Here is a 24,874-nt window from a genome sequence, read left to right as displayed (position 1 = left end):
CCGCTGCCGGACCGAGAAGCCGTTATTTGGGCTAAATCGATGCTTCCGCGGTTTTCGCGGACTCAGCAGACGTTATTGCTTGCCTAAACCGTACTATTGGGCTTTTTTTCAGCACATAACGGCTCCTGGGTCCGCATAGATGAAAAAACACCCTTTTTCCGCACAATAGCGTCTCTGGTGTCCGTTGGAACACTGCTTCACATCCTGTTCCAGGAACTCCCTCTCCGTACAACACAAAAAGACCTTCCAGCGGCAGTTTGCCGAAGGAAGGCCTTTTTCAATTTGGGTCTTGCACTATCAATCCAAGGGCTCTCCGCCCTCGGGCACGTCGCGGTTCAGGAACTCCCGCAATGGAGCGAGCTCCGCCGCAGTCCAGAACCGGGGCTCCGCCACCAGCTCCGCGGCATCCTCCCTGGCCTGCTCCAGCACCTCGAAGTCGCTGACCAGGTCCGCCACCTTAAACTCGGGCAGCCCGCTCTGTTTGGTACCGAAGAAGTCTCCGGGGCCACGCAGCTCCAGATCCCGCCGGGCAATCTCGAAGCCGTCATTGGTCTCCGTCATCACCTTGAGACGCTCCTTGGCAATCTCGTTTTTGGGATCGGCAATGAGCACGCAGTAGGATTGAAGCTCGCTGCGGCCTACCCGCCCCCGGAGCTGGTGAAGCTGCGACAGCCCGAAGCGGACCGCGTCATAGATAATCATGAGAGTGGCGTTAGGCACGTCCACCCCAACCTCGATTACCGTTGTAGAGACCAGCACATGCACCTGGTTTTCCTTAAAGGCAGTCATAATCTCGTCCTTTTCCTGGCTGCTCATCCGGCCATGGAGCAAACCGATGCGGAGGTCGGGGAAGGCCTGCATAAGCTGGACATGCACGTCGATGGCGTTTTGCACATCCAGCTTCTCGGATTCCTCGATAAGCGGGCAAACCACATAAGCCTGCCGCCCTTTCCCCACCTCCTGGCGGATAAAACCCAGCACCCGGTCCATTTTGTCGTGGGTGACGGAATAGGTCAGAATCGGCTTCCGCCCCTTGGGCAGCTCCTTCAGCGTGGAAATATCCAGATCGCCGAAGGCGGTTATAGCCAGGGTTCGGGGAATCGGGGTCGCTGTCATGGACAGCACATCCGGGTTCATCCCCTTGCGGCGCAGAATCCCCCGCTGCTGGACGCCGAAGCGGTGCTGCTCATCCGTGACGACCAGCCCCAGATTGCGGAAGAATACATCCTCCTGAATCAAGGCATGGGTGCCAACGAGAATATCCGTCAGCCCCATCTGCAGGGCGGCCAGCGCATCCTTGCGCTGCTTGTCCGTCAGGCTGCCTGTCAGAAGTGCAATTTGGACGCCGAAGCCCTCGAACAACCGCTCCAGGGAGGCTTTATGCTGCTCCGCCAGAATTTCCGTGGGTACCATCAAGGCACCCTGTGCGCCGGCGGTAATCACTGCATAGAGGCCTGCAGCGGCCACAACCGTTTTACCTGCGCCCACATCGCCCTGGAGCAGGCGGTTCATGGCATGGGGCGCCTCCAGATCATCGAGAATTTCAGCGATAACCTGCTTTTGGGAGTGGGTCAGGGTAAAAGGCAGCCTCCGGACAAAATCCCGAACCTTGGGCCTGTCCACCTTGTGGGGGACACCGTCTGCCTTGGTCCGGTTCAGCAGCCTGTAGGCCTGCACCTTCAACTGGAACAGGAACAGCTCCTCATAGACCATCCGCCTGCGGGCCGCCTGACCCTCACGGGCATCCGTAGGCTGATGCAGAACGGCTACCGCTTCCTTGCGGGTAATAAACCGGTAGCGCTCCACCAGCTCCTCGGGCAGGACCTCGCCGATTTTGTCGCCGAATTGCACCAGAGCTTGCCGGATCACCTTTCTCAGGAAGGTCTGGGTGATCCCTTCCGCTGTGGAGTACACCGGCTGGAGTGTCCCGGTACGGGCCTTATCCCCGGCCGCCTCGGGAAATTCCGACGAACTGACGATGATGGTCTGCCGCTTTTCCTCCCACTTGCCCGAGACCACAATTTCCTTGCCCGGCGTCAGCTTGTCCTTCATATAATGCCGGTTAAACCAAACAGCCGTGATCAAGAAACGGCCCCCCGTCATCAATCTGACGGTAAGCCGTGACTTGCTCCGGCCGTAAACGGACAGGACGGGCTCTCCGTAAAGAGTGCCCTGTATGGTAATCTTCTCCCCATCCTTGACCTCGGTGAGATCACGGAGGCGGTAATCCTCATAACGGAACGGGTAATATTCCAGCAGCTGCCCTACGGAGTGGAGCCCCAGTGCGTCGAGCTCCTTGGCCTTCTCCGCACCGACGCCGCGGATCTGCCGCAGGGGGATGGTATATAAATCAACGGCCGCCATGAGCCGGAACCATAAAAACCCCGACCGTCCCGCCGCCCACATGGGTGCCGATGACCGGTCCGATTGTTGTATACATCATTTCTACCACCTCAAATTGCTGGTGTATCAGCGCACTTAATTCCTCCGCATACTCCATAGAATTGGCATGGGCCACCGCCACCCGGACAGGGCCCTGGTAACGCTCCGCCAGTCGTTCCATGATACGGATCATAGCTTTTTTGGTCCCGCGGATTTTGTCCACGGATACCACCGTGCCGTCCTCCACCGAGAGGATCGGCTTGATCTGCAGGAGAGACCCCAAAAGCGCCCCGGCTTTGCCAATCCGTCCGCCCTTATGGAGATACTCCAGCGTATCCACCAGAAAGTAGAGGGTGGTTTGCTTGCGCAGCTCCTCCACCCGCTTCAGAATGTACTCCTTGCTTTCGCCGGCCTTGGCGGCACGGGCCGCCTCCACCACCAGCAGCCCGATGCCGTAGGTGGCGGTGCGTGAATCCACAACGGTAATATCGGCGGGCGTTTCCAGCATTCCCTTGGCCATACAGGCCGACTGGTAGGTACCGCTGAAGCTGGATGACAAATGAATGGATATGATAACTGTGCCAGGCTCCGCCGCCAGCCGGTTGTACACCGCAAGAAAATCAAGCGGGGAAGGCTGGGAGGTGGTAGGAAGCCGCTTTTCCCCGGCAAGCTTCACATAGAAGTCCTCCGGCGAAATGGTAATGCCGTCCAAATAAGCCTCGTCGCCGAAGTGGACCTTCAGCGGAACCATTTCAATGGAAAGCGACTCCCGAAGCTCGGGCGGGATATCCGAGGTGCTGTCTGTCACAATGCAAATCCGGCCCAAGGGTTCACCTCCGTTTCGTTCTTTACTCTATTCCACTGCGATCAGATAAGCATACAACGGCTGCCCGCCGTAGTGAATCTCCACTTCCGCGTCAGCGTGCTGCTCCTTCAGGTAAGCCTTGAGGCTTTCGGTATCCGCAACATTTGCTTCCTCTCCGGTCAGGATGGTGACCACTTCTCCGCCGGACTCCAGCATGCTGTCCAGCAGATTGCGGCAGGTTTCCTGGACGTTGCGGTTAGCCGTGACGATTTTGCTGTCGTGGATGCCGATAAAGTCCCCTTCCTTGATCTCAATGCCATCAATAGAGGTGTCCCGCACCGCAAAGGTGACCTGGCCGGATTGGACTCCGGCGATGGCCTTCAGCATAGCCTCAGTATTCTCATCCTGATCAGCCGACTCGTCAAAGGCCAGCATGGCGGCCATTCCTTGGGGAATGGACTTGGTAGGAATCACAACGAGGGTTTTGCCCTCCACCAAGTCAGCCGCCTGCTTGGCAGCCATCACAATGTTGGAATTATTGGGCAGCACATAGACGATCTCCGCATCCACACCCTCCACTGCATGCACAATGTCCTCGGTGCTGGGGTTCATGGTTTGGCCTCCGGAGAGGACCGCGTTCACGCCCAGGCTGCTGAAAATCTCCGTTACTCCGTCTCCCATGGACACGGACACGAAGCCGTACTTGGAGCTTTGTCCCAAACCGTCCGCTCCCGCTATGGTCCCATGCACGGGAATGGGCTTCAGGGCGGCAATATCGCTCTCAGGTGCGATATATTCATATTCATCGGCCATCAGGATATGGGTATGCTGATCCCGCATATTCTCAATCTTAATCTTGGACAAATCGCCGAAATTCATGGCGTAATTCATGGCATTACCCGGGTATTCGGCATGGACGTGGACCTTCACCAGGTCATCATCGGCCACTACCAGAAGGGAATCCCCCATTTTGCCCAATTCCTGCCGGAATGCCTGCTCATCGAATACATATCCCGGCACCTTGCCCGGCGTCAGCGTGACGATGAACTCGGTGCAATAACCAAATTCAATATCTTCGGTGCTGAGCATGGACTGGGCACTGTGTTTGCCTTCACGGGAGGCTGCAGCGGCAGGCGGCTTGTCCGGCACGGCGGCAGGCGCAGCCTGGACCGGAGGAAGAACCGCTACTGTTTCGCCTCTCAACGCGGCGAGGAACCCTTCATAGATGCACATGAGGCCTTGGCCGCCGGCATCCACTACCCCAACCTGTTTCAGCACGGGGAGCTGATCCGGTGTACGCGCCAAAGCCGCGTTGCCGGCCTGCACCACCTCGCCCATCAGCTCCACTACATCAGGAAATCTCCGGTTCACGGCAACGGCGTGTTTGGCCGCTTCCCGGGAGACAGTGAGGATGGTGCCCTCTACAGGCTTGACCACTGCCTTATATGCGGTATCCACACCGTTCTGCAGCGCTGCGGCAAACTGCTGGGCATTGGCGCTCTCCAGCTCCTGTACGGATTTGGCGAAGCCGCGGAACAATTGCGACAGGATAACGCCGGAGTTGCCCCGGGCGCCCATCAGCAGGCCCTTGGAAAGGGCCTCCGCCGCCTTGCCCAAATGCGGGTTCTGGCGCTTCTTTAATTCCTCCACACCGGAGGTCATGGTCAGATTCATATTGGTGCCCGTGTCACCGTCCGGCACAGGAAATACGTTCAGTGCATTGACACGGTTCACATTGGCTGTCAGGTTGCCCGCTCCCGCCAGCACCATCTGAAAAAAGTCGGTTCCATCAAGTGAAATAAAGCGCTTACTCAAGAATAATTCCCCTTCCTGGTTAACGAGATACGCGAACCCCTTGCACAAAGATATTGACGGTCTCCACTTGCAGACCGACGACATCGTTCATCGTGTACTTGACCCGGTTTTGCACATTGTGCGCCACTTCGGAAATTTTCGTACCGTAGCTGACGATGATATATAAATCAATATGCAATGCGTCCGCTTCCTGCCGGATTTCCACGCCGCGGCTCAGGTTCTCGCGCCCCAGAAGCTCCGTGATGCCATCCTTCAATTGCTTGCGGGAAGCCATGCCGACCAGCCCGTAACATTCCAATGCGGCTGAGCCAACCAATACTGCGATTACTTCATCCGACACATTGATTTTCCCGAATTCATTGGCCTGTTGAATTGGCATTTGTACCAACTCCTTTTTCTGACAAGTGGTTTAAAACATTATGGTCCATTCTTCATTGTACTATAATTCTTGGAAGCATGCGAACCTTATTATACCGTAAGTCGGCGTGTTCCTCAATCTCCAGGAGAAACGAGGAAATGCTTGTCCCAACCGATTGACCGCAACCGGGCCTTATGCTATTATGTTATAGTATGTTTCAAAAAGAGTTCCAATAACATGCAGATCTCGGATTACTCCGCAGCTCGATTTTAAGGAGGTGTCATAGATGTCCCGTAAGTGTTATATCACCGGCAAAGCCCCCAAAACCGGCAACAACGTATCCCATGCCAACAATAAGACCAAGCGCAACTGGGGAGTGAATGTACAAAAGGTACGCATCCTCGTTGACGGCAAGCCGAAGCGCGTTTGGGTTAGCGCCCGCGCTCTGAAGTCCGGCCTTGTGACCCGCGTTTAATCATTCCGTTACCTTACCGTGCGGAATAGACAAAAAGCACCCGTACCGCTTTTGCGAGAGGTGCTTTTTTTGTCTATGCGACTGCGGCGAAAAGCCTATGCTTCCGAAGCGGTGTTTACTTGCGCAATGGCCAAAGCACCGCTATTTGTTGTCCAAAGCTCCCTAACGGCTATCCTCCGGAAAGCCGGCGTCGTAAGCATACGCTGACCATTGGGACTTTGGCGGCAGTTCCTCGCAGCTCCTGTCGGTCTCCCGGCTGTGATCATCTCAAGTTGTCTGCTGGCTTGCCGGAGTGCCTCTAGTGTTTGCTGAAGGTATTGAGGATCGCCTTCACGAAGCCCCCCAAAAATTTAGGCAGCTTGATGGTGTAAAATTTCATCCTAACCCCTCCCTAAGCGCTTTTCGTCAGAAAAGCCAGCATCGTAAGCATAAGCTTTTCGCGCAGGCTGCCGTGCAGCCCTTGCCAGCTTGCAGCCGTCCACCGTCATGTTGCTTCCTTCGCTCCATGAACAAGCCTCATTCCCCTGCTCCGCTACTCTATATATATTCGCAGCACCCAAAATATGTGCCTATGAATTGCCCTACCGGAGAATGCGTGTGCCACGCATTTCCACAAAAAAAGGGCCCGGCAGGCTTTCACCCCCGTAACCCAATGTATGTGTACCAGCTTATAATTATTCCTGACGTGTTGTCCGCCTAGAGCTACCTTCAATTTGGCTTCGCCAAATTCGAAGCTTCCACAGCATATCCGGACTGCACTGAAGCCCCTCAAATCGGCTGTGCCGATTTCGAGGCTGTATGCCCCTTCAATTTGGCTTCGCCAAATTCGATGCTTCCACAGCATATCCGGACTGCACTGAAGCCCCTCAAATCGGCTGTGCCGATTTCGAGGCTGTCCATAACTTTATACGGCCTTCGGCATGTACCAAAGTTATTCCCAGTTAAAATGGCGACTGCGGCAGCTGCTCCGGTGTTACCCATCCATACCCCAGCGCCAAAAACGTATACACCAGCGAAAAGAACAACGCCCCCACAAACGCCAGCACCGCAAACCATACCCGGTATTTAGTGGTTTCCTCCCGCTTGAAATATTCCATGCCGATCAGCACGGCGCCCAGTGAAAACACATATTTAAACGGGCCGCTTGTATACATAAACATGCACAATAGGACCGCGGCCGCTAGCATAAGCCCGGTAAAAAGCCACTTGCTGGTAGTCACCGTTACTTGCTCCTCCCTTCAAATCCCTGCAAGCCGGATGCCCGGATGCTGCGGATAGCCTCCGCCCGGTCCTGCTCGCCAAAAACCGCATTGCCCGCCACCAGCACCTGCGCCCCCGCCTCAGCCACCATACGGGCTGTCTCCGCGTTGACACCGCCATCCACCTCAATCAGCACGGACGTAAGTCCGCGGGCGTCCAGCATGTCCCGCAGGGCCTTAATCTTGCCGGTGACCGCCGGTATGTACTTCTGCCCGCCGAAGCCGGGATTCACCGTCATCAGCAGCACCATCTCCACCTGGTCCAGCACATACTCGATGGCCGCAAGCGGCGTCGCCGGATTCAGCACAACGCCGGGCTTCACCCCGTTCTCGCGGATAAAGCCCAAGGTCCGGTGCAGATGGGTGCACGCCTCGGCATGGACCGTGATATAATTGGCGCCCGCTTTGGCAAAGGCCGGAATATACGCATCCGGATTCTCAATCATAAGATGCACATCCAGCGGCAGCTTGGTTACGGGCCGGATGGCTTGCACCACCAGCGGCCCCAGAGTCAGGTTGGGAACAAAATGCCCATCCATCACATCCACGTGTATAAAATCGGCTCCCGCCTGCTCCGCCTCCCGGACTTCTTCCCCAAGCCGGGCAAAATCCGCGGACAAAATAGAAGGGGCAATATAGATGGACATATCAATACCTCCGTTTCCTGTCCTTCATCTCCTGCAAAAAGATCAGATAATGCTCATACCGGCTTGGCGCCACACGGCCGCCGCCCTCCGCTTCCTCACGGACTCTGCAGCCCGGCTCCTTGTGGTGGAGGCAGCCGCGGAAGCGGCATTCCTCCGCCAGAGGCAGAAACTCCCGGAAGGTCCCGCCCAAATCCTCCGGCTCCATCTCCATAAAATCCAGCTGGCTGAAGCCCGGCGTATCCGCCACCCAGCCGCCGTCCGGCAGAGCCAGGAGCTCTACGTGGCGGGTGGTATGCCGGCCCCGGCCGAGGCGCATGCTGATTTCCCCCGTCTCCAGGTTCAGCTCTGGCAACAGCGCATTCAGCAGCGTGGATTTGCCCACACCGGACTGCCCGGAGAATACGCTGAGCCGTTCTTTCAGAATATGGCGGACCGGCTCCAGGCCTTCCCCCTCCTTGGCACTGGTTATGAAAACCCGGTAGCCGATCTCCTCATACAGCTTCTGCACGGCGCTGGAATCCAGCTGATCCGCCCCGTCGCCGTCCCCTTTGACCAAATCCTGCTTACTGAAGCAAATCACGGCCTCCAGGCCAGAATGCTCGATATGCACCAGGAATTTGTCCAGCAGCTGCAGGTTCAAGGCCGGCTCATCCAGGGAAAACACCAGCACCGCCTGTTCGATATTGGCTACCGGCGGGCGGATCAGCTCGCTTTGGCGCTTGTGGATCTCGGTAACGGTCCCTTCATTGTTCTCCGAATGCTCGAAGCTGACCCGGTCCCCTACCAAGGGGCTGATGCTGCGTTTCTTAAACACACCACGGGCGCGGCACTGCACGGTAGGAAGCTGGCCGTCTTGGCCAGGCTCCTCCCCGTCCGGCAGCACATAATAATAACCGCTTAACGCTTTGACAATCAGACCATCTGGCATCTTATTTCATCCTCCTGATGGTGTCGGACTCGGTTTAACGGACCCGGAAGGCGCAGCCTTAGTTGCCGCAGGCGAGGCCGAAGGCGACGGGCTTGCGCTGGGTGCTGACGGCGACGGGGAAGCCGACGGCTTCGTCTTTTGGTCCAGATAGTTCTGGTAGGTAACAGTTTCCGAATCCCACAGAACATTATCACGGTAGATCAGGATGGTGGCGCCTTTTGCCTTGGTCACGGTTACCTTGACAGTCGTTAACTCGGACCCCACAACTTCCAAAGTATTATAATCCTCATTTTCAACCCTGGCATCGGAAATCACGATGCGGAAGATGGAGGACTTCCCATTGGTGGCAGCTGTCAGCTTTTTGCTGGCACTATAGGTCCCAGCATCCTTAGGCTGGCCGGAGCTGACGAACACCTTAAGTTCCACGGAGGGGTCTACGGATTCACCCTTTTTGAAGGGATGCGTATCCACAACCCGGCCGGAGGCAATCTCAAAGCTTTCAATATTTTCCTTGCCCTTGTCTCCGGGAGCCAACTTTAGCCCCACAGCCATCAGCTTGGCCTCAGCTTCAGCCACCGTGCTGTTGATGAGATCAGGCATCACGACCATTTGCTTGCCTTTGCTGACGTAGAATTTCACGGTGCCTTTAACAGGATCGAATTCGGCACCCACTCCCGGCTCCTGGCTGATGATCGTATCCTCAGGCAGATCGGAAAATTTGGGTTCGGATTGAATCTGTTCCGGCTTTAAGCCTGCAGCCAGCAGCTCCGCCTTCACATCCTTGAAGAGCCTTTCCTTGTAGCTTTGCATCATCTGCTTCTCGGCGCCTTTGCTGACGGAGAGCGTGATCTTGGATTTTTCCTTCAGCTTCGCATTATCGGGCGTTTGTTTCGTGATTTGTCCCTCCGGCTTATCGCTGTATTGCGGCTCCACCACCACCTGGAAGCCCGCTTGAGTGAGAAGACTTTCCCCTTCGGCCTGCATTTTGCCTACCACCTGCGGCACATCCACATCCTTGGGAATGATCTTGTCCTTGAAGCCGGGAATCACCCAAAACCACATAACCGCCAGAAAAACAAGAAAAATACCTGTCCATATTGCCGGAGCGATCCAAATATTACGCTTCTTCCGTGGCTCCGCATCGTAATCGTTCCGTTCATCCACTTCGAGTCCCGCCCCCGGACGCAAGGCCGGCACAACCCGGGTGGCATCCGCGTCCAAGCCGTCATCAAAAAACGTCAGCTTGGGTTCGTTGCGGCGTTTGGGGTCCAAAGCCGTCTCCAGGTCCTGGAGCATGTCGGCAGCAGACTGGTAGCGCTCGTCCGGATTTTTGCGCATGGCCTTCAGGATAATATTCTCCACGCTTTGCGGAATCAGCGGGTTCACCTTGCGGGGTTCCTCCACATTCTCCTGAAGATGCTTCAAAGCAACGCTGATAGGACTTTCCCCCAAAAAGGGCAGCTTGCCCGTCAGCATCTGGTAGAGGACGATCCCCAAGGAATAGAGGTCTGACTTGGCGCCGGTGGAAACCCCCTTGGCATGCTCCGGGGAGAAATAATGGACCGAGCCGACCACAGACCCGGTCTGCGTGATGGTAGAGGAGGTTGTCGCCCGGGCAATCCCGAAGTCGGTTACCTTAATACGCCCGTTTTTGCCGATCAGAATGTTATGGGGCTTGATATCCCTATGTATAATCTGATTATGATGGGCATGCTCCAGCGCGTCGCAAATCTGGGTGGCAATATGCAGAGCATCCTCTACCTGAAGGGGGGCTTTCTCCCGGATCAGGTCATTCAGGGTCATCCCTTCCACATATTCCATCACGATAAAATGGTTGTCGCCTTCCTGGCCGACGTCGTACATACTGACAACATTGGGATGGGACAAGGATGCGGCAGACTGGGCCTCCCGGCGGAACCGCCGGATAAACTCCTCATCGTGGACATACTGCTGGCGCAGCACCTTCACGGCGACGTAGCGGTTAAGCAACAGGTCCTGGGCTTTGTAAACCAAAGCCATTCCCCCGCCGCCGACCCGCTCCAAAATCTCATATCTTCCGCCAAGCGTTTCACCGATCAAATGCATCTCACCCCTCTTTACCGGAAGCTTCCGCAGGCCGGTTCTCAATCAAAACAACGGTCACATTATCGTCCCCGCCGGCCGACAGGGCGCGCTCCACCAGCTCGTCCACCTTATGCTCCAACGAATGCTCCGATTGCAAAACCTCCAGGCATTCTTCCTCGTTCACCATATTGCTGAGCCCGTCGCTGCACATCAGAAGAATATCCCCTTCTGTCCAACTGTGCTCCACCACATCCACCTGAACCTCCGTATCCGTGCCCAAGGCCCGGAGCAGTACATTGCGGCGGGGATGGTGGTCCGCTTCCTCCCGGGTAATCTGCCCGCTCTTCAAAAGCTCATTCACCAGGGAATGGTCTTCGGTTAATTGAACCAAGCGGCTGTCTGCCGCCAGATAAGCGCGGCTGTCGCCGATATGGCCCACCACCAGCTGGTCGGGTGTAGCCAGACTGACTACAACGGTGGTGCCCATTCCCCGCAGCTGCTCCCGCTGGGAGGCCTGCCGGTAGACCTCGGCGTTGGCCGCCTCTACCGCCAGCCGGATGGCAACCTTGCGCTCCTCCAACGTAGCCCCTTCGGGCAATCCGGACAACTCCTCCCGGATTTTCTCAATAGCCAGCTGGCTGGCAATATCACCGGCTTGGTGGCCGCCCATACCATCGGCAATAATGGCAATCACCGTACCGTATTTTTCCGGCAGGATCACCGCCCGGTCTTCATTGACCGAGCGGATTCTGCCGACATCCGTTCTTTCCGCTGTCCGCATCCTATTCACCTCTGACTCGACTCCATATGCTTCGCCCGAAGCTGGCCGCATGCGGCGGCAATATCTCCGCCCTGCTCCCGCCGGATCGTGGCATTGATTTTGTTGCGTTCCAGAATTCGCTGGAAGTTGAAGATATCATCCCGGGTGGTTCTCACATAATTCCTTTCCTGGACGAAATTCACCGGGATCAGATTCACGTGGCTTAAGGGGATGGTCTTGAGCACCGAAGCAAGTTCCTCGGCATGCTCCGCCTTGTCGTTGACACCGCCCATCAGCGCATATTCAAAGGTCAGCCGGCGCCCGGATTTTTCCGTATAGTGTCTGCAAGCATCCAGCAGGTCCGCCAGAGGATACCGCCGGTTCACCGGCATCAGCTTGGACCGGAGGGTATCGTTGGGCGCATGGATGGAGATGGCCAGATTAATCTGGGTATCCTCTTCCGTGAACTTGTAGATAGCCGGAACGATGCCGCTGGTAGACACAGTAATGTGCCGCTGGCCGATGTTGAGCCCCTTTTCATGGGTCATGAGCCGGAGGAACTTCATGGTGGCCTCATAGTTCTCGAAGGGCTCCCCGATGCCCATTACGACAATGCTGGATACCCGCTCCTCTGTTGCGTCAAGCAGCTGCTGGGACTTGACGATTTGGGCTACGATTTCGCCGGGGCGCAGATCCCGCTTCAGACCGCCCAGGGTGGACGCGCAGAAGGTGCAGCCGATCCGGCAGCCTACCTGGGTAGTGACACAGACGCTGTTGCCGTAGTTATGCTTCATGATAACCGTTTCAATGGCGTTTTTGTCCTGCAGCTCAAACAGGAATTTCACCGTACCGTCCTTGGACTGGTAACGGTCGATTTCCCGGAGGGTGACAAATTCGAACTGGGCGGCCAGCTTTTCCCGCAATCCCTTGGAAAGATTGCTCATTTCCTCGAAGGACGAAACCCGCTTGACATAAAGCCAATCGAATACCTGTCCGCCGCGGAAAGCCTGTTCGCCGTTGTCCTTCATCCACTGCTGCCATTCCTCCAGCGAATAATCATATACAAAAGGCTTCATATTCTCACAACCTGCTTTTTTAGATTTCGTATCTCGTGAGTTTGTCCGGCGGCGTACTCCCGGACAGTCTCCACTATATTATTGTAACGAAAAAAGGCGGGATAACGCAATCCCGCCCCGCCGCTGCCGGAAAAAGTTCCTTGGCGGACCGTGGTTCCGCTATTTGGCGGGAATCCGCCGGTTTTCCTTTTACACGGACACTTAAAGCCGCTATTTACTGAAAATCAGGGGATTTGAGCCCACATGGAGCCAAATAACGGATCCTCTGTCCGCGAAAATCAAAAAACCGGCAACATGAGCTAAATAGCGGATCGTAGATCCGTATCATGGAGAGCAGCAGCCAAACTGGGCAACCCTACCGGGCAACGGGACAGGGACGCTTACTCCTGCCTCCGCAAACGGGCGATAAAGAAGCCGTCCGAGCCGTAGTCCTGCGGCAGGAGCTGCAGCATACCCGCCGCGCCTGCTTCCCTGGCTACTCCTTCCGGGAGCAGCCCTTCGGGGAACGGTTCCAGCACGAAGCCCGGCTCCTCGGCCAGGAAACGCTGCACCTGCTCGGCATTTTCCTCCGGCTCCGTGGTGCAGGTGCTGTAGACCAGGATCCCGCCCGGCTTCAACAGCTTGTGGACGGCTTGCAGAATGCTCCGCTGGAGCCCTGCAATCTCTGCAATGTCCCCTTCGGTTTTGGTCCATTTCAAATCCGGCTTGCGCCCGATGACCCCCAGGCCTGAGCAAGGCGCGTCCAGAAGAATCCGGTCGAAGCTCGCAGCGGGAAACTTCTCATCCAGCTTTCGGGCATCCGACACTACAGTCCGGATATTCCGAAGTCCCAGACGGTTAGCCTGGTCCCGGATCAGGGCCTCCTTGTGTTCATGGAGATCCGCCGCCACTACTTCACCCTTTCCTTCCATCAGCTCGGCCATATGGGCCGTTTTTCCTCCGGGGGCGGCACAGCAGTCCAGCACGCGCATCCCTGCCGCCGGAGCCACAACACGGGCTACCAGCATGGAGCTTTCGTCCTGGATGGAGAACTCTCCGGCAGTAAACAGCGGATGGCCGCCCAGCCTGCCGCCTGAAACAGCTACCAGCCCATCCGGCGCAAGCAGTGAGGGCTGCGTTTCCACCCCGGCTTCCGCCAGCCGCCCGGCAAGCGCATCACGCCCGCCCTTGAGCGGGTTCACACGCAGGCTCACCTTAGGCGGTTCGTTGTTGGTCCGGCATATGGCACGGGCCTCTTCCTCCCCGTACCGGGCGAGCCAGCGTTTGACCATCCATTCCGGATGGGATTCCTCCAATGCGATCTTTTGCACGGGAGGCAGGCCCTCCGGCAGTGTCAAACGCGCCTTCTCCCGCAGCACATTGCGGAGAATGCCGTTGACCAGGCCGGCGACTCCCGCATGGCCACGGCGTTTGGCCAGCTCCACCGCCTCGTTGACGGCAGCATGGGGAGGAATCCGGTCCAGGTAGCGAATTTGGTAAAAACTCAAGCGAAGAAGGCTCCGAACCCACGGTTGGAGCCTTTCCAGTCCTTTGGCGGCGAAACGCCCCAGGAAATAATCTATCGTGTTCAGCCGCTGGATGGTGCCGTAAACCAGCTCTGTCGCCAAAGCCGCCTCGTGGCGCTCCAGCTTCAGCTTCTCCAGCGTTTGGTTCAAGAGCAGATTGCTGTAAGCCTGATCCTGATCTACCCGGGTCAGCACATCCATGGCCGCTTCGCGTGCCCCGGGTTTCTTTCCCGGACGATTCATCGAACCTTTAGTCAACGTCTTGCTCCTCCTGCTCCATTATAAACTTAAAGCCCGCCGTCCGGCGGACCGGCTGCGATCCTGTCCCCTTGGGCGGGCGGTGTGGAAACCACAAGAAATTCCACCGGCTCCCCCGACAGATTCATCATCTGGTGAGGAACGCCCGGGGGAATCTCCAATCCCTCCCGGGGATTCAGCACAACCTGCACCCCTGCCGATTCCAAAACCGCCTGCCCGGACAGCACGAAGAAAAACTGCCTGGACAGGCTATGGTAATGCCGGACCTCAGCCGTGGTGGGAGGCATTCTTTCATGGATGACGCTGAGCTGCCCATCCTTGACCAGATGCCAGCCGTCACAGGCTTCACCCCATATATAGTGCTCCGCATTATCCCGGCTTATTTTCATTCGGTATTTCCTTTTGCCCCAGCACATCTCCCGGCTTCATGGCTGATCCCATGCGAAACTGGGAAACGGGCATGGCTTTTTTGCCTGCGGGCTGCACCTCTGTCAGCAGAACCGGACCGTCCTGGGCCATAACCAGAATGCCCTGATCCTCCACGGCCAGCACTGTTCCGGGCAGGGCAGGTGTTCCGCCTGCTTGTGCCGCTTCCGGAATACGCGCTGCCCACAGCTTGAAATTCTCTCCGTTCCAGGTAGTGGAGGCCACAGGCCAGGGACTAAGCCCACGAATATGGTTCCATACCATCCGCGCCGGGCGGTTCCAATCTACAAATTCATCCTCCCGGCGGATATTGGGGGACAGGATGGCTTCTTCATGCTTCTGCGGCTCCGCCTGAATCCGGCCCGCCAGGAGCTCCGGCAGGGTGCGGCGCAGCAGCTCGGCCCCTTCCCGGGCCAACTTATCGAACAGAATCCCCGTATTGTCCTCGTCACGGATGGGAATGGCCACACGGGAGATCATGTCCCCCGTATCCATCCCCTCCGCCATGTATATAAGGGTTACGCCTGTTTCCGCTTCCCCGGCCATCACCGCATGATGGATGGGGGCGCCGCCTCTGTATTTGGGCAGCAGGGAGGCGTGAACGTTGATGCAGCCGTATCTGGGCATCTCCAGCACCGCCTTGGGCAGAAACTGTCCGAAGGCAGCGGTCACGATCAGATCGGGCTTGTATTCGGCTACCTGCCGGATGGCTTCCTCACGCCGGATCCGCTCCGGCTGGAAGACAGGAATGCCGGCGCGAAGCGCTGCTTCCTTCACCGGCGGCGGGGTCAGAACCCGCTTGCGGCCTTTGGGACGGTCCGGCTGGGTGACGGCAAGCACCACCTGATACCCCTCCTCCAGCAGCACCTGCAAGGAAGGAACGGCAAAATCCGGGGTGCCCATAAATATGATCCGGAGTGTATCCTTCACGCTCTATCTTCCTCCGGATCGGGACGGTACACCCGCTCAGCCACGTCAAGGAACAGGACGCCGTTCAGGTGGTCCACCTCATGCTGGATGCAGCGGGCCAGGAGCTCCTCGCCCTCAATCTCGATTTCCTGGCCGTTGCGGTCCCAGCCCTTCACGGTGCACTTCTGGGCGCGGCGCACATCCCCTTGCAGACCGGGTATGCTCAAGCAGCCCTCCGGACCGAACTGTTCCCCTTCCTTCTTGATGATTTCAGGATTGATCAGCTCGATCAGCCCGCCGTATTCCTCACCGCAGTCCATTACAATGACCCGCTTCAAAATCCCCACCTGCGGTGCAGCCAGGCCCACTCCTTGGGCTTCATACATGGTGTCCGCCATGTCATCCAACAGCTTGTGGATGTTGGGAGTGATTTTGGGTACCGGTTTCGCATGCTCCCGCAGCACCGGATCTGGTTCTTTTACAATAAAACGAATTGCCATAAGGGCACCTGCCTTAACAGAGTTTTGGATTGTATAAGCGTTAAGCTAGAAACGTCCCGCGTTTCCCGCTACATTAACACCTGAGGATCCACGTCCACGCTGATGGTCAGCTTGGTCTGCCGGCAAACCTCATCGAAGGCTTCCACAGCCTGCGCCACCAGGTCGGAGGCCGGTTGATCTCCCCGATATTTTACCATGCATTGGAACCGATATCTATCCTTGATTCGGGGAATGGGCGACGCAACCGGCCCCAGCACGTCCAAGGCACGCTTCTGGGCTCCGCCCGCCTCTTCTATAAAGCCGGGAATCCCCTCTTCTCTGGCCAGCGCCTTCAGCCGGTTCACCATCGCCTCCGAGGTTTTGACCAGAAGGGCCAGCTCCGTATGGCTTAAGGTTATGAGAATCAGCCGGCAAAACGGCGGGTAACCTCCCCGCACCCGGTGCTCCAGCTCCTGCTCCGCGAAGCGGTGGAAATCATGGCCTCCGGCGGCCGTAACGCTGTAGTGCTCCGGCGTATAGGTCTGCACGAATACCTCCCCGGGGAGATGATGCCTGCCGGCACGACCGGCCACCTGGGTGAGAAGCTGGAAGGTCCGCTCTGAGGAGCGGAAGTCCGGCAGGTTCAGCATGGTATCCGCCGTAATCACCCCCACCAGTGTCACATCGGGAAAATCCAAACCCTTGGCCACCATCTGTGTACCAAGAAGAACGTCCCCCTTTTTTTGGCGGAACTGGGTAAGCAGCTTCTCATGGGCGCCCTTCTCCGTGGTGGTGTCCACGTCCATCCGGATAACCCGGATACCCGGGAACAGCTTCGCCAGCTCCTCCTCCACCCGCTGGGTGCCGGTGCCGAAATATCGGATATGCTCACTCCCGCACTCCGGGCAAACCGCCGGCTGGCGCTCCGTATACCCGCAGTAATGGCAGCGCATCATGCTTGAGGTTTGATGGTAGGTCAGTGAAATATCGCAATGAGGACACCCTGCTGTATAACCGCAGGAGCGGCACATGACGAAGGTGGAATACCCCCGCCGGTTTAAAAGCAGCACCGACTGCTCGCCTTTTTCCAGGCGGCTCTTGATTCCTTCGAAGAGGGGTTTGCTGAACATGGACCGGTTGCCGCCATACAGCTCCTGGCGCATATCCACGATGCGTACGGGAGGCAGGGGGCGCCCTTCCACCCGTTCGGCCATCACAAGCAGCTTATACTTGCCCTGGACGGCAGCCTGCCAGCTTTCCAGCGAGGGGGTTGCGGAGCCCAGCACAACGGAAGCGCCTGAGGCTCTCCCTCTGGCGGCGGCTACCTCCCGGGCGTGATACTTGGGGCTTTCCTCCTGCTTATAGGAGGATTCATGCTCTTCATCGATAATCACCAGCCCCAGCTTCTTAAAAGGGGCAAAAGCCGCCGAGCGTGCGCCAATCACCACTCTCACGCGCCCGGCGGAGATCTTGCGCCATTCATCGTAGCGCTCCCCGTTGGACAGCCGGCTGTGGAGCACCGCCACATCAGCCCCGAACCTGCCCTTGAAGCGCTCCACCATTTGCGGAGTCAGGGATATTTCGGGGACCAGCACAATGGCTTCTTTCCCCTCATCCAGACATGTCTGGATGGATTGCATATAGACCTCGGTTTTGCCGCTGCCGGTTACACCGTGAAGCAGGAACATGGTGTGGGTTGCCGATTTTACCGCGCGGCATATATTGGAAAATACCTGTGATTGCTCCACAGTAAGAGGCAAAGGAGAGGTTCTTTTGAAGCTTCTGTCGGCATACGGATCACGGCCCACCTCCACTTCCTCCAGCCGGACCAAACCCTTATCCGCCAAACCTTTCACCGTCCCGGCTGTAACATCTAACAGGGAGGTCAGCTCCGTCAAACGGATGGGGTCCGGGTGATCGGCTACATACTCGAGAACCTGCCGCTGACGTTTGGCACTAGCGGGCAGCTCCTGTCCGCGGAGAAGCATCTCCTCGGGAGACAGGCACGCAAACACCGTCAGCACTTTTTTGACGTTCATCCGGTCCTTCAGCACCTGCTCCTCGGCCAGAATACCCTGCCTTACCCATTGGCGGAGAAGCGCCTCGGAACCCGGGAAACGCTCCAGAAGCTGCTCCACCGGCAGCATTCCCTTGCTCCGGCGGATATGCTCCAGGAGCTCCGTTTCCTCCGTTGTCATCAGACCGTATTCAGCCAGGCCGCCGTCCCGGAGCGCCTCCGGGCCGATGCCCACCCTGCGTTCAGCCTTGGCCTTCAAGGCTGCAGGAAGCATCGCCGCCAGTGCTACAGACAAGTGACAAAGATACGTGCGGCTCATCCATTGGGCCAGCTCTACCAGCTCGGGAGTCAAGGGCGGCTCCACATCCAGCACATGGTCCACCGTCTTCAATTTGCGGCTGCCGGACCCGGCCGCATCCTCGGAGGGCTCCTCCGCCAAATCCACCACAAATCCCTGTACCACCCTGGGACCAAAAGGGACAGCCACCCGGCTGCCCACTTCCACCCAGGAAACATACCGGGCCGGAACTTCATAATCAAACGGACGGTTGGTTCCCTTAACAGGGACGTCCACAATAACCTTTGCAATCATTCTGCCTGCCCTTTCGCCGCCGGACCCAGCTTCTCTGCAGCCAGCCGCATCAGCCTGAGCGCTGCCTCGCGTTTGGACACAAGGGGCAGCGGCAGAGAGGAGCCGTCGGAGCCATATATGGTAATAATATTGGTATCGGTGCCAAACCCGGCTCCTTCCGCGCTGACATCATTGGCTACCAGGAGGTCGCAATGTTTGCGCTTCAGCTTGCCCCGGGCATTGGCTTCCACGTTTTCCGTTTCTGCGGCAAAGCCGATTAACAGCTGGCCGTTCTTCCGTTCCCCCAGCTCTTGCAGGATATCCGGATTTTTGACCAGCTCCAGGGTAAGGGTGTCCCCGGTTTTCTTGATCTTCTGCTCCTCTTGGCGGAGCGGACGGTAGTCCGCCACTGCGGCAGCCATAACCGCCACATCGGCAAAAGCATACCGGGACAGCACTTCCTCCCGGAGCTCCAGCGCCGATTCCACCTTCACCAGCTCCACACCCGCAGGCTTCGGAGCACTGGTCCGGGCAGCAATCACTGTCACCTCGGCGCCCAGCTCCCGGGCTGCCTCGGCTACTGCAAAGCCCATTTTGCCGGAGGAGTCGTTGGTCAGATAACGGACGGGATCAATACGCTCCACTGTGCCTCCGGCGGTAACCAGCACCTTTTTGCCGGCCAGAGGCCTGTCCGCCAGACTCGCCAGCAGCTGCTGCGCCGCTGCCACAATCTCCTCCGGCTCGGCCAGACGTCCCTTGCCCACATAGCCGCAGGCCAAGAGGCCAACACCGGGCTCCACATAATAAGCCCCCCGCTGCTCCAGGGTCCGCATATTGGCCTGAACCGCCGGATGTGCATACATATGCACGTTCATGGCAGGGGCGATAAGAATCGGCGCCTGAGTCACCAGCATGGTAGTGCTGAGCATGTCATCGGCAATGCCGTTGGCCATTTTGCCGATCATGTTAGCCGTTGCCGGGGCAATGATCACCAGATCGGCGCTGTCCGCCACGTCAACATGGGTGATGACGGAGGGGTCGTTTTCCTCGAAGGCATCCACAATCACATGATATTTCGACAGTGCCTGAAACGTAAGAGGCTGCACCAGCTTGGCTGCCGATTCTGTCATGATGACACGCACCTTGGCGCCCGCCTGCACCAGCTTGCTGCACAAAGCCGCCGCCTTATAAGCCGCGATCCCGCCGCACACACCCAAAATCACCGTTTTTCCCTTCAGCATATCCGTTCTCCTCCTAACCTGTAATAACATGGTCCCTGCCGCTGGCCGGATAATGTTATGGAAGCCTCGAAATTGGCAAAGCCAATTTGAGGGCCTTCTTCGACTCAGCTTCCTGAAATCATCCCCACAAAGTGATGCTAGGCTCCGAAGCAGATTCAGGTACTTTGCGGGGACCCCTTTTATCCAAATCACATACCTAACCTCGAGCTCTCCCGGTTGTATAACGGAACGCTTTTTCCGCTAAACCTCCTGGCAAGCCAAACGAAGGGCAGTTAGCGGAACGGTTTTTCCGCTAATCATACTGCACAAGTGGAGTGACCTGCAGACCAGGACAAATAACGGAAAAACCCTTCCGCTATTCACTACCTCCATCCGCCGCGGCATAAGATAGCGGAACTTCCTTTCCGCTATTCCTTTTTAACGGAAGTCCATCTTCCCCTACGGGCCCTCCGCCGGAGGTTTTATCCCGCCCAATCTTACAATAAAGGAAACCCGTCTCCCGCTATCACATGATTCCGCCTCGTTACGCCAAAATAGAGGCAATATGGCTTCCTCTATTAAACTCTGCCATGCCGGGGCAAAAATAAAACGCCCTTTTCCGCTCCATTAGACGTATATATGTTCGCACATTTTCAAAAAAATAACAACCGCTTATCCGGTTGTTATCTCTTGGTTTACTTTAAGTTCAGACCATTGTTGTCCCGGTCAGGCGATTTCTCGAATTGGATGTAATCGCCGTAAAGCTCTTCCAAAGCTACGCCGACTTGCTTGTGGGCCTTCGGATTTTTCAGATCCGTCTTGGCATTGTCCTTCAGCATGCGTGCGCGCTTGGAAGCGGCGACAACCAGGGAATACTTGCTGTCTACCTTGTCCAGCAGCTTGTCGATGGATGGATATAGCATATTATTGCACCTCTTCAATCCATTGTTTTATTGTGGTCACCATACGCTCCTTGCGGCAGCGTTCGGCTGTGAGGATAGCCTGGATGCGGTGACAGGCAGCCTCAACCTGATCATTGACGATGGCGTAATCATAATGCTCAATGAGCCGCAGCTCATCCCGGGCGATGCTCATCCGGCTCTTAATCACATCCTCCGTCTCGGTGCCACGGGTGACGATTCGGCTTTGCAGTTCATCCAGCGACGGGGGCAGAAGGAAAATGAAAACTCCTTCGGGAAACTTGTTCTTGACCTTCAATGCGCCTTGCACTTCAATTTCCAAAATAATGTCCTGCCCGGAAGCCAATGTATCCTCCACAAATTCTCGGGGCGTCCCGTAATAATTGCCGCAATACTCGGCATATTCCAGAAGATCGTCCGATTCAATCATGGAGGAGAACTCCTCACGGCTCTTGAAGAAATAGTTAACGCCGTGGACTTCCCCTTCTCTCGGCGTACGGGTAGTCGCGGAAACGGAATACACCAGCTCCGTCCCCATCTTGCGCAGAGCGTTGCATACCGTGCCCTTGCCGACACCCGAAGGGCCAGACAGCACCAGCAGAATGCCTCTATTCTTATTCGTCATTGTCATCGTCCTTATTGGAGAGCCGATGGGCAACGGTTTCGGGCTGAACCGCAGACAATATTACGTGGTCGCTATCGGTGATGATAACGGCCCTTGTCCTTCTTCCGTAAGTTGCATCGATCAGCATATGGCGGTCCCGGGCTTCCTGGATAATTCTCTTGATCGGCGCCGATTCAGGGCTGACAATGGAGATGATGCGGTTGGCGGATACGATATTCCCGAATCCGATGTTGATAAGTTTGATGGCCATCTTGGTCCTCCTCGCCTATGCCGGTTCCCCGGGCCTTATAAGGGATTACATGCCGGCAGGCAAAAATGTTGGAAAATGAAGCAGATCTGGCAATCTGCCATCTATATCAGGAAGGCGCGAGTATTACACCAGTATCGTCCTTCTTATTCCCGCTTATTCGATATTTTGCACCTGTTCGCGGATTTTTTCAAGCTCCGCCTTCAATTCTACCACAAGCTTGGACAGTTCATAGCGGTTGGCCTTGGAGCCGACGGTATTAACCTCCCGGTTCATCTCCTGGATAAGAAAGTCCAACTTGCGCCCCACAGGCTCCTCAGTGTCCAAAAGACCGGAGAATTGCGCCATATGGCTGGCTAGCCGGGTCAGCTCCTCGTCGATGCTGCAGCGGTCCGCCATTAGTGCAATTTCCTGCTCCAGCCTGCCTGTATCCATAACCGCATCCTGAGGGAGCAGCTCTTGGATCCGGGAGGCAAGCTTCCGGCTGTAATCTCCTACTACCTCTGCCGAAATGGCCTTCATATCGGCCAGATGTCCGTCCAGGACAGCAAGCCTGCGGATCAAATCCTCATGAAGATGGGCACCCTCAGCCATACGCATAACGGACAGCTGTGCCGCCGCTTCTTCCACACAGGCCATTAGCTCCTGCTCGGGAAAAGCAGGTTCGCCCAAGGCGCTTTCACCGGGATGAAGCAGCTCCGGGACCTTCAGCAGATCCTCCAGCCTGGGTTCATCCGTAAGGCCGAACTTCGCCTTCAACTGGTTGGCCGCCTCCATATAAGCGGAAGCCAGTTCCCAGTCAATCACCAGCTTCTTGCCGGATTGCCCATCCGGCTCCACGGTGACATATACGTCCGCACGTCCCCGCTTGATGTCACGGGCTACGAGCTTCTTGATACCGTCCTCCAAGGACAGCCATTCCCGGTTGATTTTGACCGAGGTCTCCGCATAGCGGTGGTTTACAGATCTTACCTCAACTTGCATGCGGAATCCGGGAATCCTCCGGCCGGACTGGCCAAAGCCGGTCATACTGCGAATCATGCCATCACATCCGATATCCTATTCTAATTCATTTTGCCCAAGGGTACAAGTGGAAAAACCCTTTCTTTGGCATAGCGTGTCAGCTCTGCCGTCATTTCATAAAACAGCATGGGTGTCATCAGGTAAATACCGTTGAATCTGCCGAGTATGACATCAAGCAGTTCTTTGGCCAGCTTCACACCCATTTTTCGGCCTTCTTCTCCTTCCAAACCGGCCATCTGGCTTCTGACCGAATCCGGAATCCGGATCCCCGGAACCTCATTATGAAGAAATTCGGCGTTGCGTCCGCTGATCAGCGGCATAATTCCTACGAATATGGGAGTTTTGATATGACGTGTAGCCTGATACAGTCTCTCCACCATAGCTGCGTCGTAAACCGGCTGGGTCATAAAATAATCGGCACCGGCCTCGATCTTCTTCTCCATCCGCAGGACAGCTTTATCAATATATTTCACATTGGGATCAAAAGCTGACCCTACCACGAAGCTTGCCCGCTGCTTCAGGGGTTTGCCGGAGAAGGCGATGCCTTCATTCAATTGTTTGGACATGCGGATCAATTCGAAGGAATTCAAATCGTACACGGAGCTGGCTCCCGGCAAATCCCCAACACCTGCGGGATCGCCCGTAATGGCCAGCAGGTGGTCGATGCCCAGCGCATGCAGCCCCATCAGATGGCTCTGGGTGCCGATCAGATTGCGGTCCCGGCATGCCACGTGCAAGAGCGGCCGCATCCCCAGCCTGTCTTTGACCAGGTAGCCCATAGCCAGATTGCTCATGCGGGTTTGGGCCAGTGAATTATCGGCCATGGTAATGGCATCGGCCCCTGCATCCCGCAAGGCGGCGGCTCCTGTCATGAATTTCCCGGAGGCAAGGTCCCGGGGGGAATCCAGCTCGACAATAACCGTGACGGACTCCCGGACCAGCTCCACAATAGAGGGTTGGTTTCCTTCGGAAGCCGCAGGCACCGGATCAGGCTCTGCCACAACCGCTTTGACCCGTTGCGCCGGCTGAGCCTCCTTCACTTTAACAGCCGCATCACCCGCTGCGGGAGCATAACTCTCCAGCGCTTTGGCAATGGCGGCGATATGCTCGGGGGTGGTACCGCAGCAGCCGCCGATGATCCGTGCTCCCGCCACGGCAAACTTCAGGGCCATGTCCGCGAAATATTCCGGTGTGGCCAGGTACGTATACCGGCCGTCCACAATGCCGGGCAGCCCTGCGTTGGGATACACGGACAAGGGCACTCCCGGTGTCCAGGCGCTGTCGGCGCCAAGCCGGTCCAGAGCGCGCAGTATGCCGCCGGGGCCGCTGTGGCAGTTGAAGCCCACTACATCCGCGCCGCTTCCGAGAAGCCGCTGAAAGGCGCCGGCATAAGCGGTCCCGTCCAGGGTCAGCCCGTTGCCGTCTGTCGCCAGCTGGCAGATCACCGGCACCCGTCCGTCCAACAGACGAACCGCCTCCAAAGCCGCCTCCAGCTCCTCCAGCAGATAATAGGTTTCGAGAATGATGCCATCCACACCTTCTTCAAGAAGGGCTTCAGCCTGCTCCCGGACATTCTGCCGGACCCGCTCCCGGCCTGCTGGGCGTTTCCGGCCGCCTGCCAAGGAGCCCACGGCACCCAGCACATAAGCTGCATCCCCTGCCGCTTCGCGGGCCAAACGCACTCCAGCCCGGTTAATGGCTGCCGCATCCTGCTCCAGGCCAAACTTGGACAGCTTATCGCGGTTGGCCGAATAGGTGTTGGTTTCCACCAGTTGCGCCCCGGCCTCCACGTAGCGGCGGTGAATGTCCAGAATAATATCCGGCTTCTCCAGATTAAATTCTTCATATGAAGCACCTACAGGAAAACCCAGCTGATACAAGTAGGTGCCCATGGCGCCGTCTCCGGTCAGCCTTCCGTGAAGAAGGGCCTCCCGGAGATCAGGCAGCCGCAGACCTTCCCCCATTATAATCACTCCTATATGCATCTGAAGTAACCTGGTCCAAGCCGTAGGCCGGATAGGTTACGGAAGCCTCGAAATCGGCACGCCGATTTGAGGGGTTATCCCGAAGTAACTTGGTCCAAGCCGTAGGCCGGATAGGTTACG

Annotated in this window: 23 protein-coding genes; 1 reads left to right on the top strand and 22 read right to left on the bottom strand. The window is 56.9% G+C overall.

Annotated features, from left to right (window positions below):
- Window positions 1–297 precede the first annotated feature (297 nt).
- The 4 genes from recG to ACI1P1_RS18120 are packed head-to-tail and all read right to left on the bottom strand — an operon-like array spanning window position 298 to window position 5,381.
- On the bottom strand, window positions 298–2,364 hold the full coding sequence (recG, locus tag ACI1P1_RS18135) for an ATP-dependent DNA helicase RecG (RefSeq protein WP_416217845.1): 2,067 nt from the start codon (window positions 2,362–2,364) through the stop codon (window positions 298–300).
- Window positions 2,351–3,208 (bottom strand): DegV family protein, encoded by an 858-nt coding sequence (locus ACI1P1_RS18130; protein WP_416217844.1) that lies wholly within the window; start codon window positions 3,206–3,208, stop codon window positions 2,351–2,353. The genes recG and ACI1P1_RS18130 overlap by 14 nt, the downstream gene beginning before the upstream one ends.
- A 27-nt stretch (window positions 3,209–3,235) precedes the next feature.
- Window positions 3,236–5,002, bottom strand: coding sequence for a DAK2 domain-containing protein (locus tag ACI1P1_RS18125; protein WP_416217843.1), 1,767 nt, complete (start codon window positions 5,000–5,002; stop codon window positions 3,236–3,238).
- Window positions 5,003–5,021: 19 nt separating this feature from the next.
- The gene (locus ACI1P1_RS18120) at window positions 5,022–5,381 is read right to left on the bottom strand and encodes an Asp23/Gls24 family envelope stress response protein (RefSeq protein ID WP_416217842.1); all 360 of its coding nucleotides are present in this window, start codon (window positions 5,379–5,381) and stop codon (window positions 5,022–5,024) included.
- A 265-nt stretch (window positions 5,382–5,646) separates the two neighbouring features.
- On the opposite strand from ACI1P1_RS18120, the gene rpmB reads away from it, so the two are divergent.
- Window positions 5,647–5,835 carry a 50S ribosomal protein L28 gene (rpmB, locus tag ACI1P1_RS18115; protein WP_416217841.1) on the top strand — a complete coding sequence of 63 codons (189 nt, stop codon included), beginning with the start codon at window positions 5,647–5,649 and terminating at the stop codon, window positions 5,833–5,835.
- 298 nt (window positions 5,836–6,133) lie between these two features.
- Here rpmB and spoVM read toward each other — a convergent pair whose 3' ends face one another.
- From spoVM to ACI1P1_RS18025, 18 genes are all read right to left on the bottom strand, one after another.
- On the bottom strand, window positions 6,134–6,214 hold the full coding sequence (gene spoVM / locus ACI1P1_RS18110; protein ID WP_113023234.1) for a stage V sporulation protein SpoVM: 81 nt from the start codon (window positions 6,212–6,214) through the stop codon (window positions 6,134–6,136).
- A gap of 562 nt (window positions 6,215–6,776) precedes the next feature.
- Window positions 6,777–7,055, bottom strand: coding sequence for a hypothetical protein (locus ACI1P1_RS18105; protein ID WP_416217840.1), 279 nt, complete (start codon window positions 7,053–7,055; stop codon window positions 6,777–6,779).
- A 2-nt stretch (window positions 7,056–7,057) separates the two neighbouring features.
- Entirely contained in the window at window positions 7,058–7,741 is a 684-nt protein-coding gene (rpe, locus tag ACI1P1_RS18100; RefSeq protein ID WP_416217839.1) for a ribulose-phosphate 3-epimerase, read from the bottom strand.
- A 1-nt stretch (window position 7,742) separates the two neighbouring features.
- A complete protein-coding gene (gene rsgA, locus ACI1P1_RS18095; RefSeq protein ID WP_416217838.1) occupies window positions 7,743–8,669 on the bottom strand; it encodes a ribosome small subunit-dependent GTPase A in 927 nt (308 codons plus the stop codon).
- Window positions 8,670–8,675: 6 nt separating this feature from the next.
- A complete protein-coding gene (pknB, locus tag ACI1P1_RS18090) occupies window positions 8,676–10,748 on the bottom strand; it encodes a Stk1 family PASTA domain-containing Ser/Thr kinase (RefSeq protein WP_416218001.1) in 2,073 nt (690 codons plus the stop codon).
- Between the two features lie 7 nt (window positions 10,749–10,755).
- On the bottom strand, window positions 10,756–11,514 hold the full coding sequence (locus tag ACI1P1_RS18085; protein WP_416217837.1) for a Stp1/IreP family PP2C-type Ser/Thr phosphatase: 759 nt from the start codon (window positions 11,512–11,514) through the stop codon (window positions 10,756–10,758).
- Between the two features lie 5 nt (window positions 11,515–11,519).
- Window positions 11,520–12,569, bottom strand: a complete 1,050-nt coding sequence (rlmN, locus tag ACI1P1_RS18080; RefSeq protein ID WP_416217836.1) for a dual-specificity RNA methyltransferase RlmN — start codon at window positions 12,567–12,569, stop codon at window positions 11,520–11,522.
- Window positions 12,570–12,949: 380 nt separating this feature from the next.
- The gene (gene rsmB / locus ACI1P1_RS18075) at window positions 12,950–14,332 is read right to left on the bottom strand and encodes a 16S rRNA (cytosine(967)-C(5))-methyltransferase RsmB (protein WP_416217835.1); all 1,383 of its coding nucleotides are present in this window, start codon (window positions 14,330–14,332) and stop codon (window positions 12,950–12,952) included.
- Between the two features lie 29 nt (window positions 14,333–14,361).
- A complete protein-coding gene (locus ACI1P1_RS18070; protein WP_416217834.1) occupies window positions 14,362–14,721 on the bottom strand; it encodes a cupin domain-containing protein in 360 nt (119 codons plus the stop codon).
- Window positions 14,702–15,688: a methionyl-tRNA formyltransferase gene (fmt, locus tag ACI1P1_RS18065; protein WP_416217833.1), complete on the bottom strand. Its 987-nt coding sequence runs from the start codon at window positions 15,686–15,688 to the stop codon at window positions 14,702–14,704. The genes ACI1P1_RS18070 and fmt overlap by 20 nt, the downstream gene beginning before the upstream one ends.
- Window positions 15,685–16,167, bottom strand: a complete 483-nt coding sequence (def, locus tag ACI1P1_RS18060) for a peptide deformylase (RefSeq protein ID WP_416217832.1) — start codon at window positions 16,165–16,167, stop codon at window positions 15,685–15,687. The genes fmt and def overlap by 4 nt, the downstream gene beginning before the upstream one ends.
- A gap of 68 nt (window positions 16,168–16,235) precedes the next feature.
- Window positions 16,236–18,755 (bottom strand): primosomal protein N', encoded by a 2,520-nt coding sequence (priA, locus tag ACI1P1_RS18055; protein WP_416217831.1) that lies wholly within the window; start codon window positions 18,753–18,755, stop codon window positions 16,236–16,238.
- Window positions 18,752–19,975, bottom strand: a complete 1,224-nt coding sequence (coaBC, locus tag ACI1P1_RS18050; RefSeq protein WP_416217830.1) for a bifunctional phosphopantothenoylcysteine decarboxylase/phosphopantothenate--cysteine ligase CoaBC — start codon at window positions 19,973–19,975, stop codon at window positions 18,752–18,754. Before coaBC ends, priA begins: the two co-directional genes overlap by 4 nt.
- Window positions 19,976–20,649: 674 nt before the next feature.
- On the bottom strand, window positions 20,650–20,877 hold the full coding sequence (gene rpoZ, locus ACI1P1_RS18045; protein WP_416217829.1) for a DNA-directed RNA polymerase subunit omega: 228 nt from the start codon (window positions 20,875–20,877) through the stop codon (window positions 20,650–20,652).
- Between the two features lies 1 nt (window position 20,878).
- On the bottom strand, window positions 20,879–21,499 hold the full coding sequence (gmk, locus tag ACI1P1_RS18040; protein ID WP_416217828.1) for a guanylate kinase: 621 nt from the start codon (window positions 21,497–21,499) through the stop codon (window positions 20,879–20,881).
- Complete coding sequence (remA, locus tag ACI1P1_RS18035; protein WP_040948586.1) at window positions 21,489–21,749, bottom strand: extracellular matrix/biofilm regulator RemA; 261 nt, start codon at window positions 21,747–21,749, stop codon at window positions 21,489–21,491. The genes gmk and remA overlap by 11 nt, the downstream gene beginning before the upstream one ends.
- A 153-nt stretch (window positions 21,750–21,902) precedes the next feature.
- Window positions 21,903–22,787 carry a YicC/YloC family endoribonuclease gene (locus ACI1P1_RS18030; protein WP_416217827.1) on the bottom strand — a complete coding sequence of 295 codons (885 nt, stop codon included), beginning with the start codon at window positions 22,785–22,787 and terminating at the stop codon, window positions 21,903–21,905.
- 23 nt (window positions 22,788–22,810) lie between these two features.
- Window positions 22,811–24,733 (bottom strand): bifunctional homocysteine S-methyltransferase/methylenetetrahydrofolate reductase, encoded by a 1,923-nt coding sequence (locus tag ACI1P1_RS18025; protein WP_416217826.1) that lies wholly within the window; start codon window positions 24,731–24,733, stop codon window positions 22,811–22,813.
- Window positions 24,734–24,874: the final 141 nt, after the last annotated feature.

Origin of the sequence: Paenibacillus mesotrionivorans (assembly GCF_046098205.1) — a bacterium.
Taxonomy (GTDB): Bacteria; Bacillota; Bacilli; order Paenibacillales; family NBRC-103111; genus Paenibacillus_AR; species Paenibacillus_AR mesotrionivorans.
This window is presented reverse-complemented; position numbering and strand designations above follow the sequence as displayed.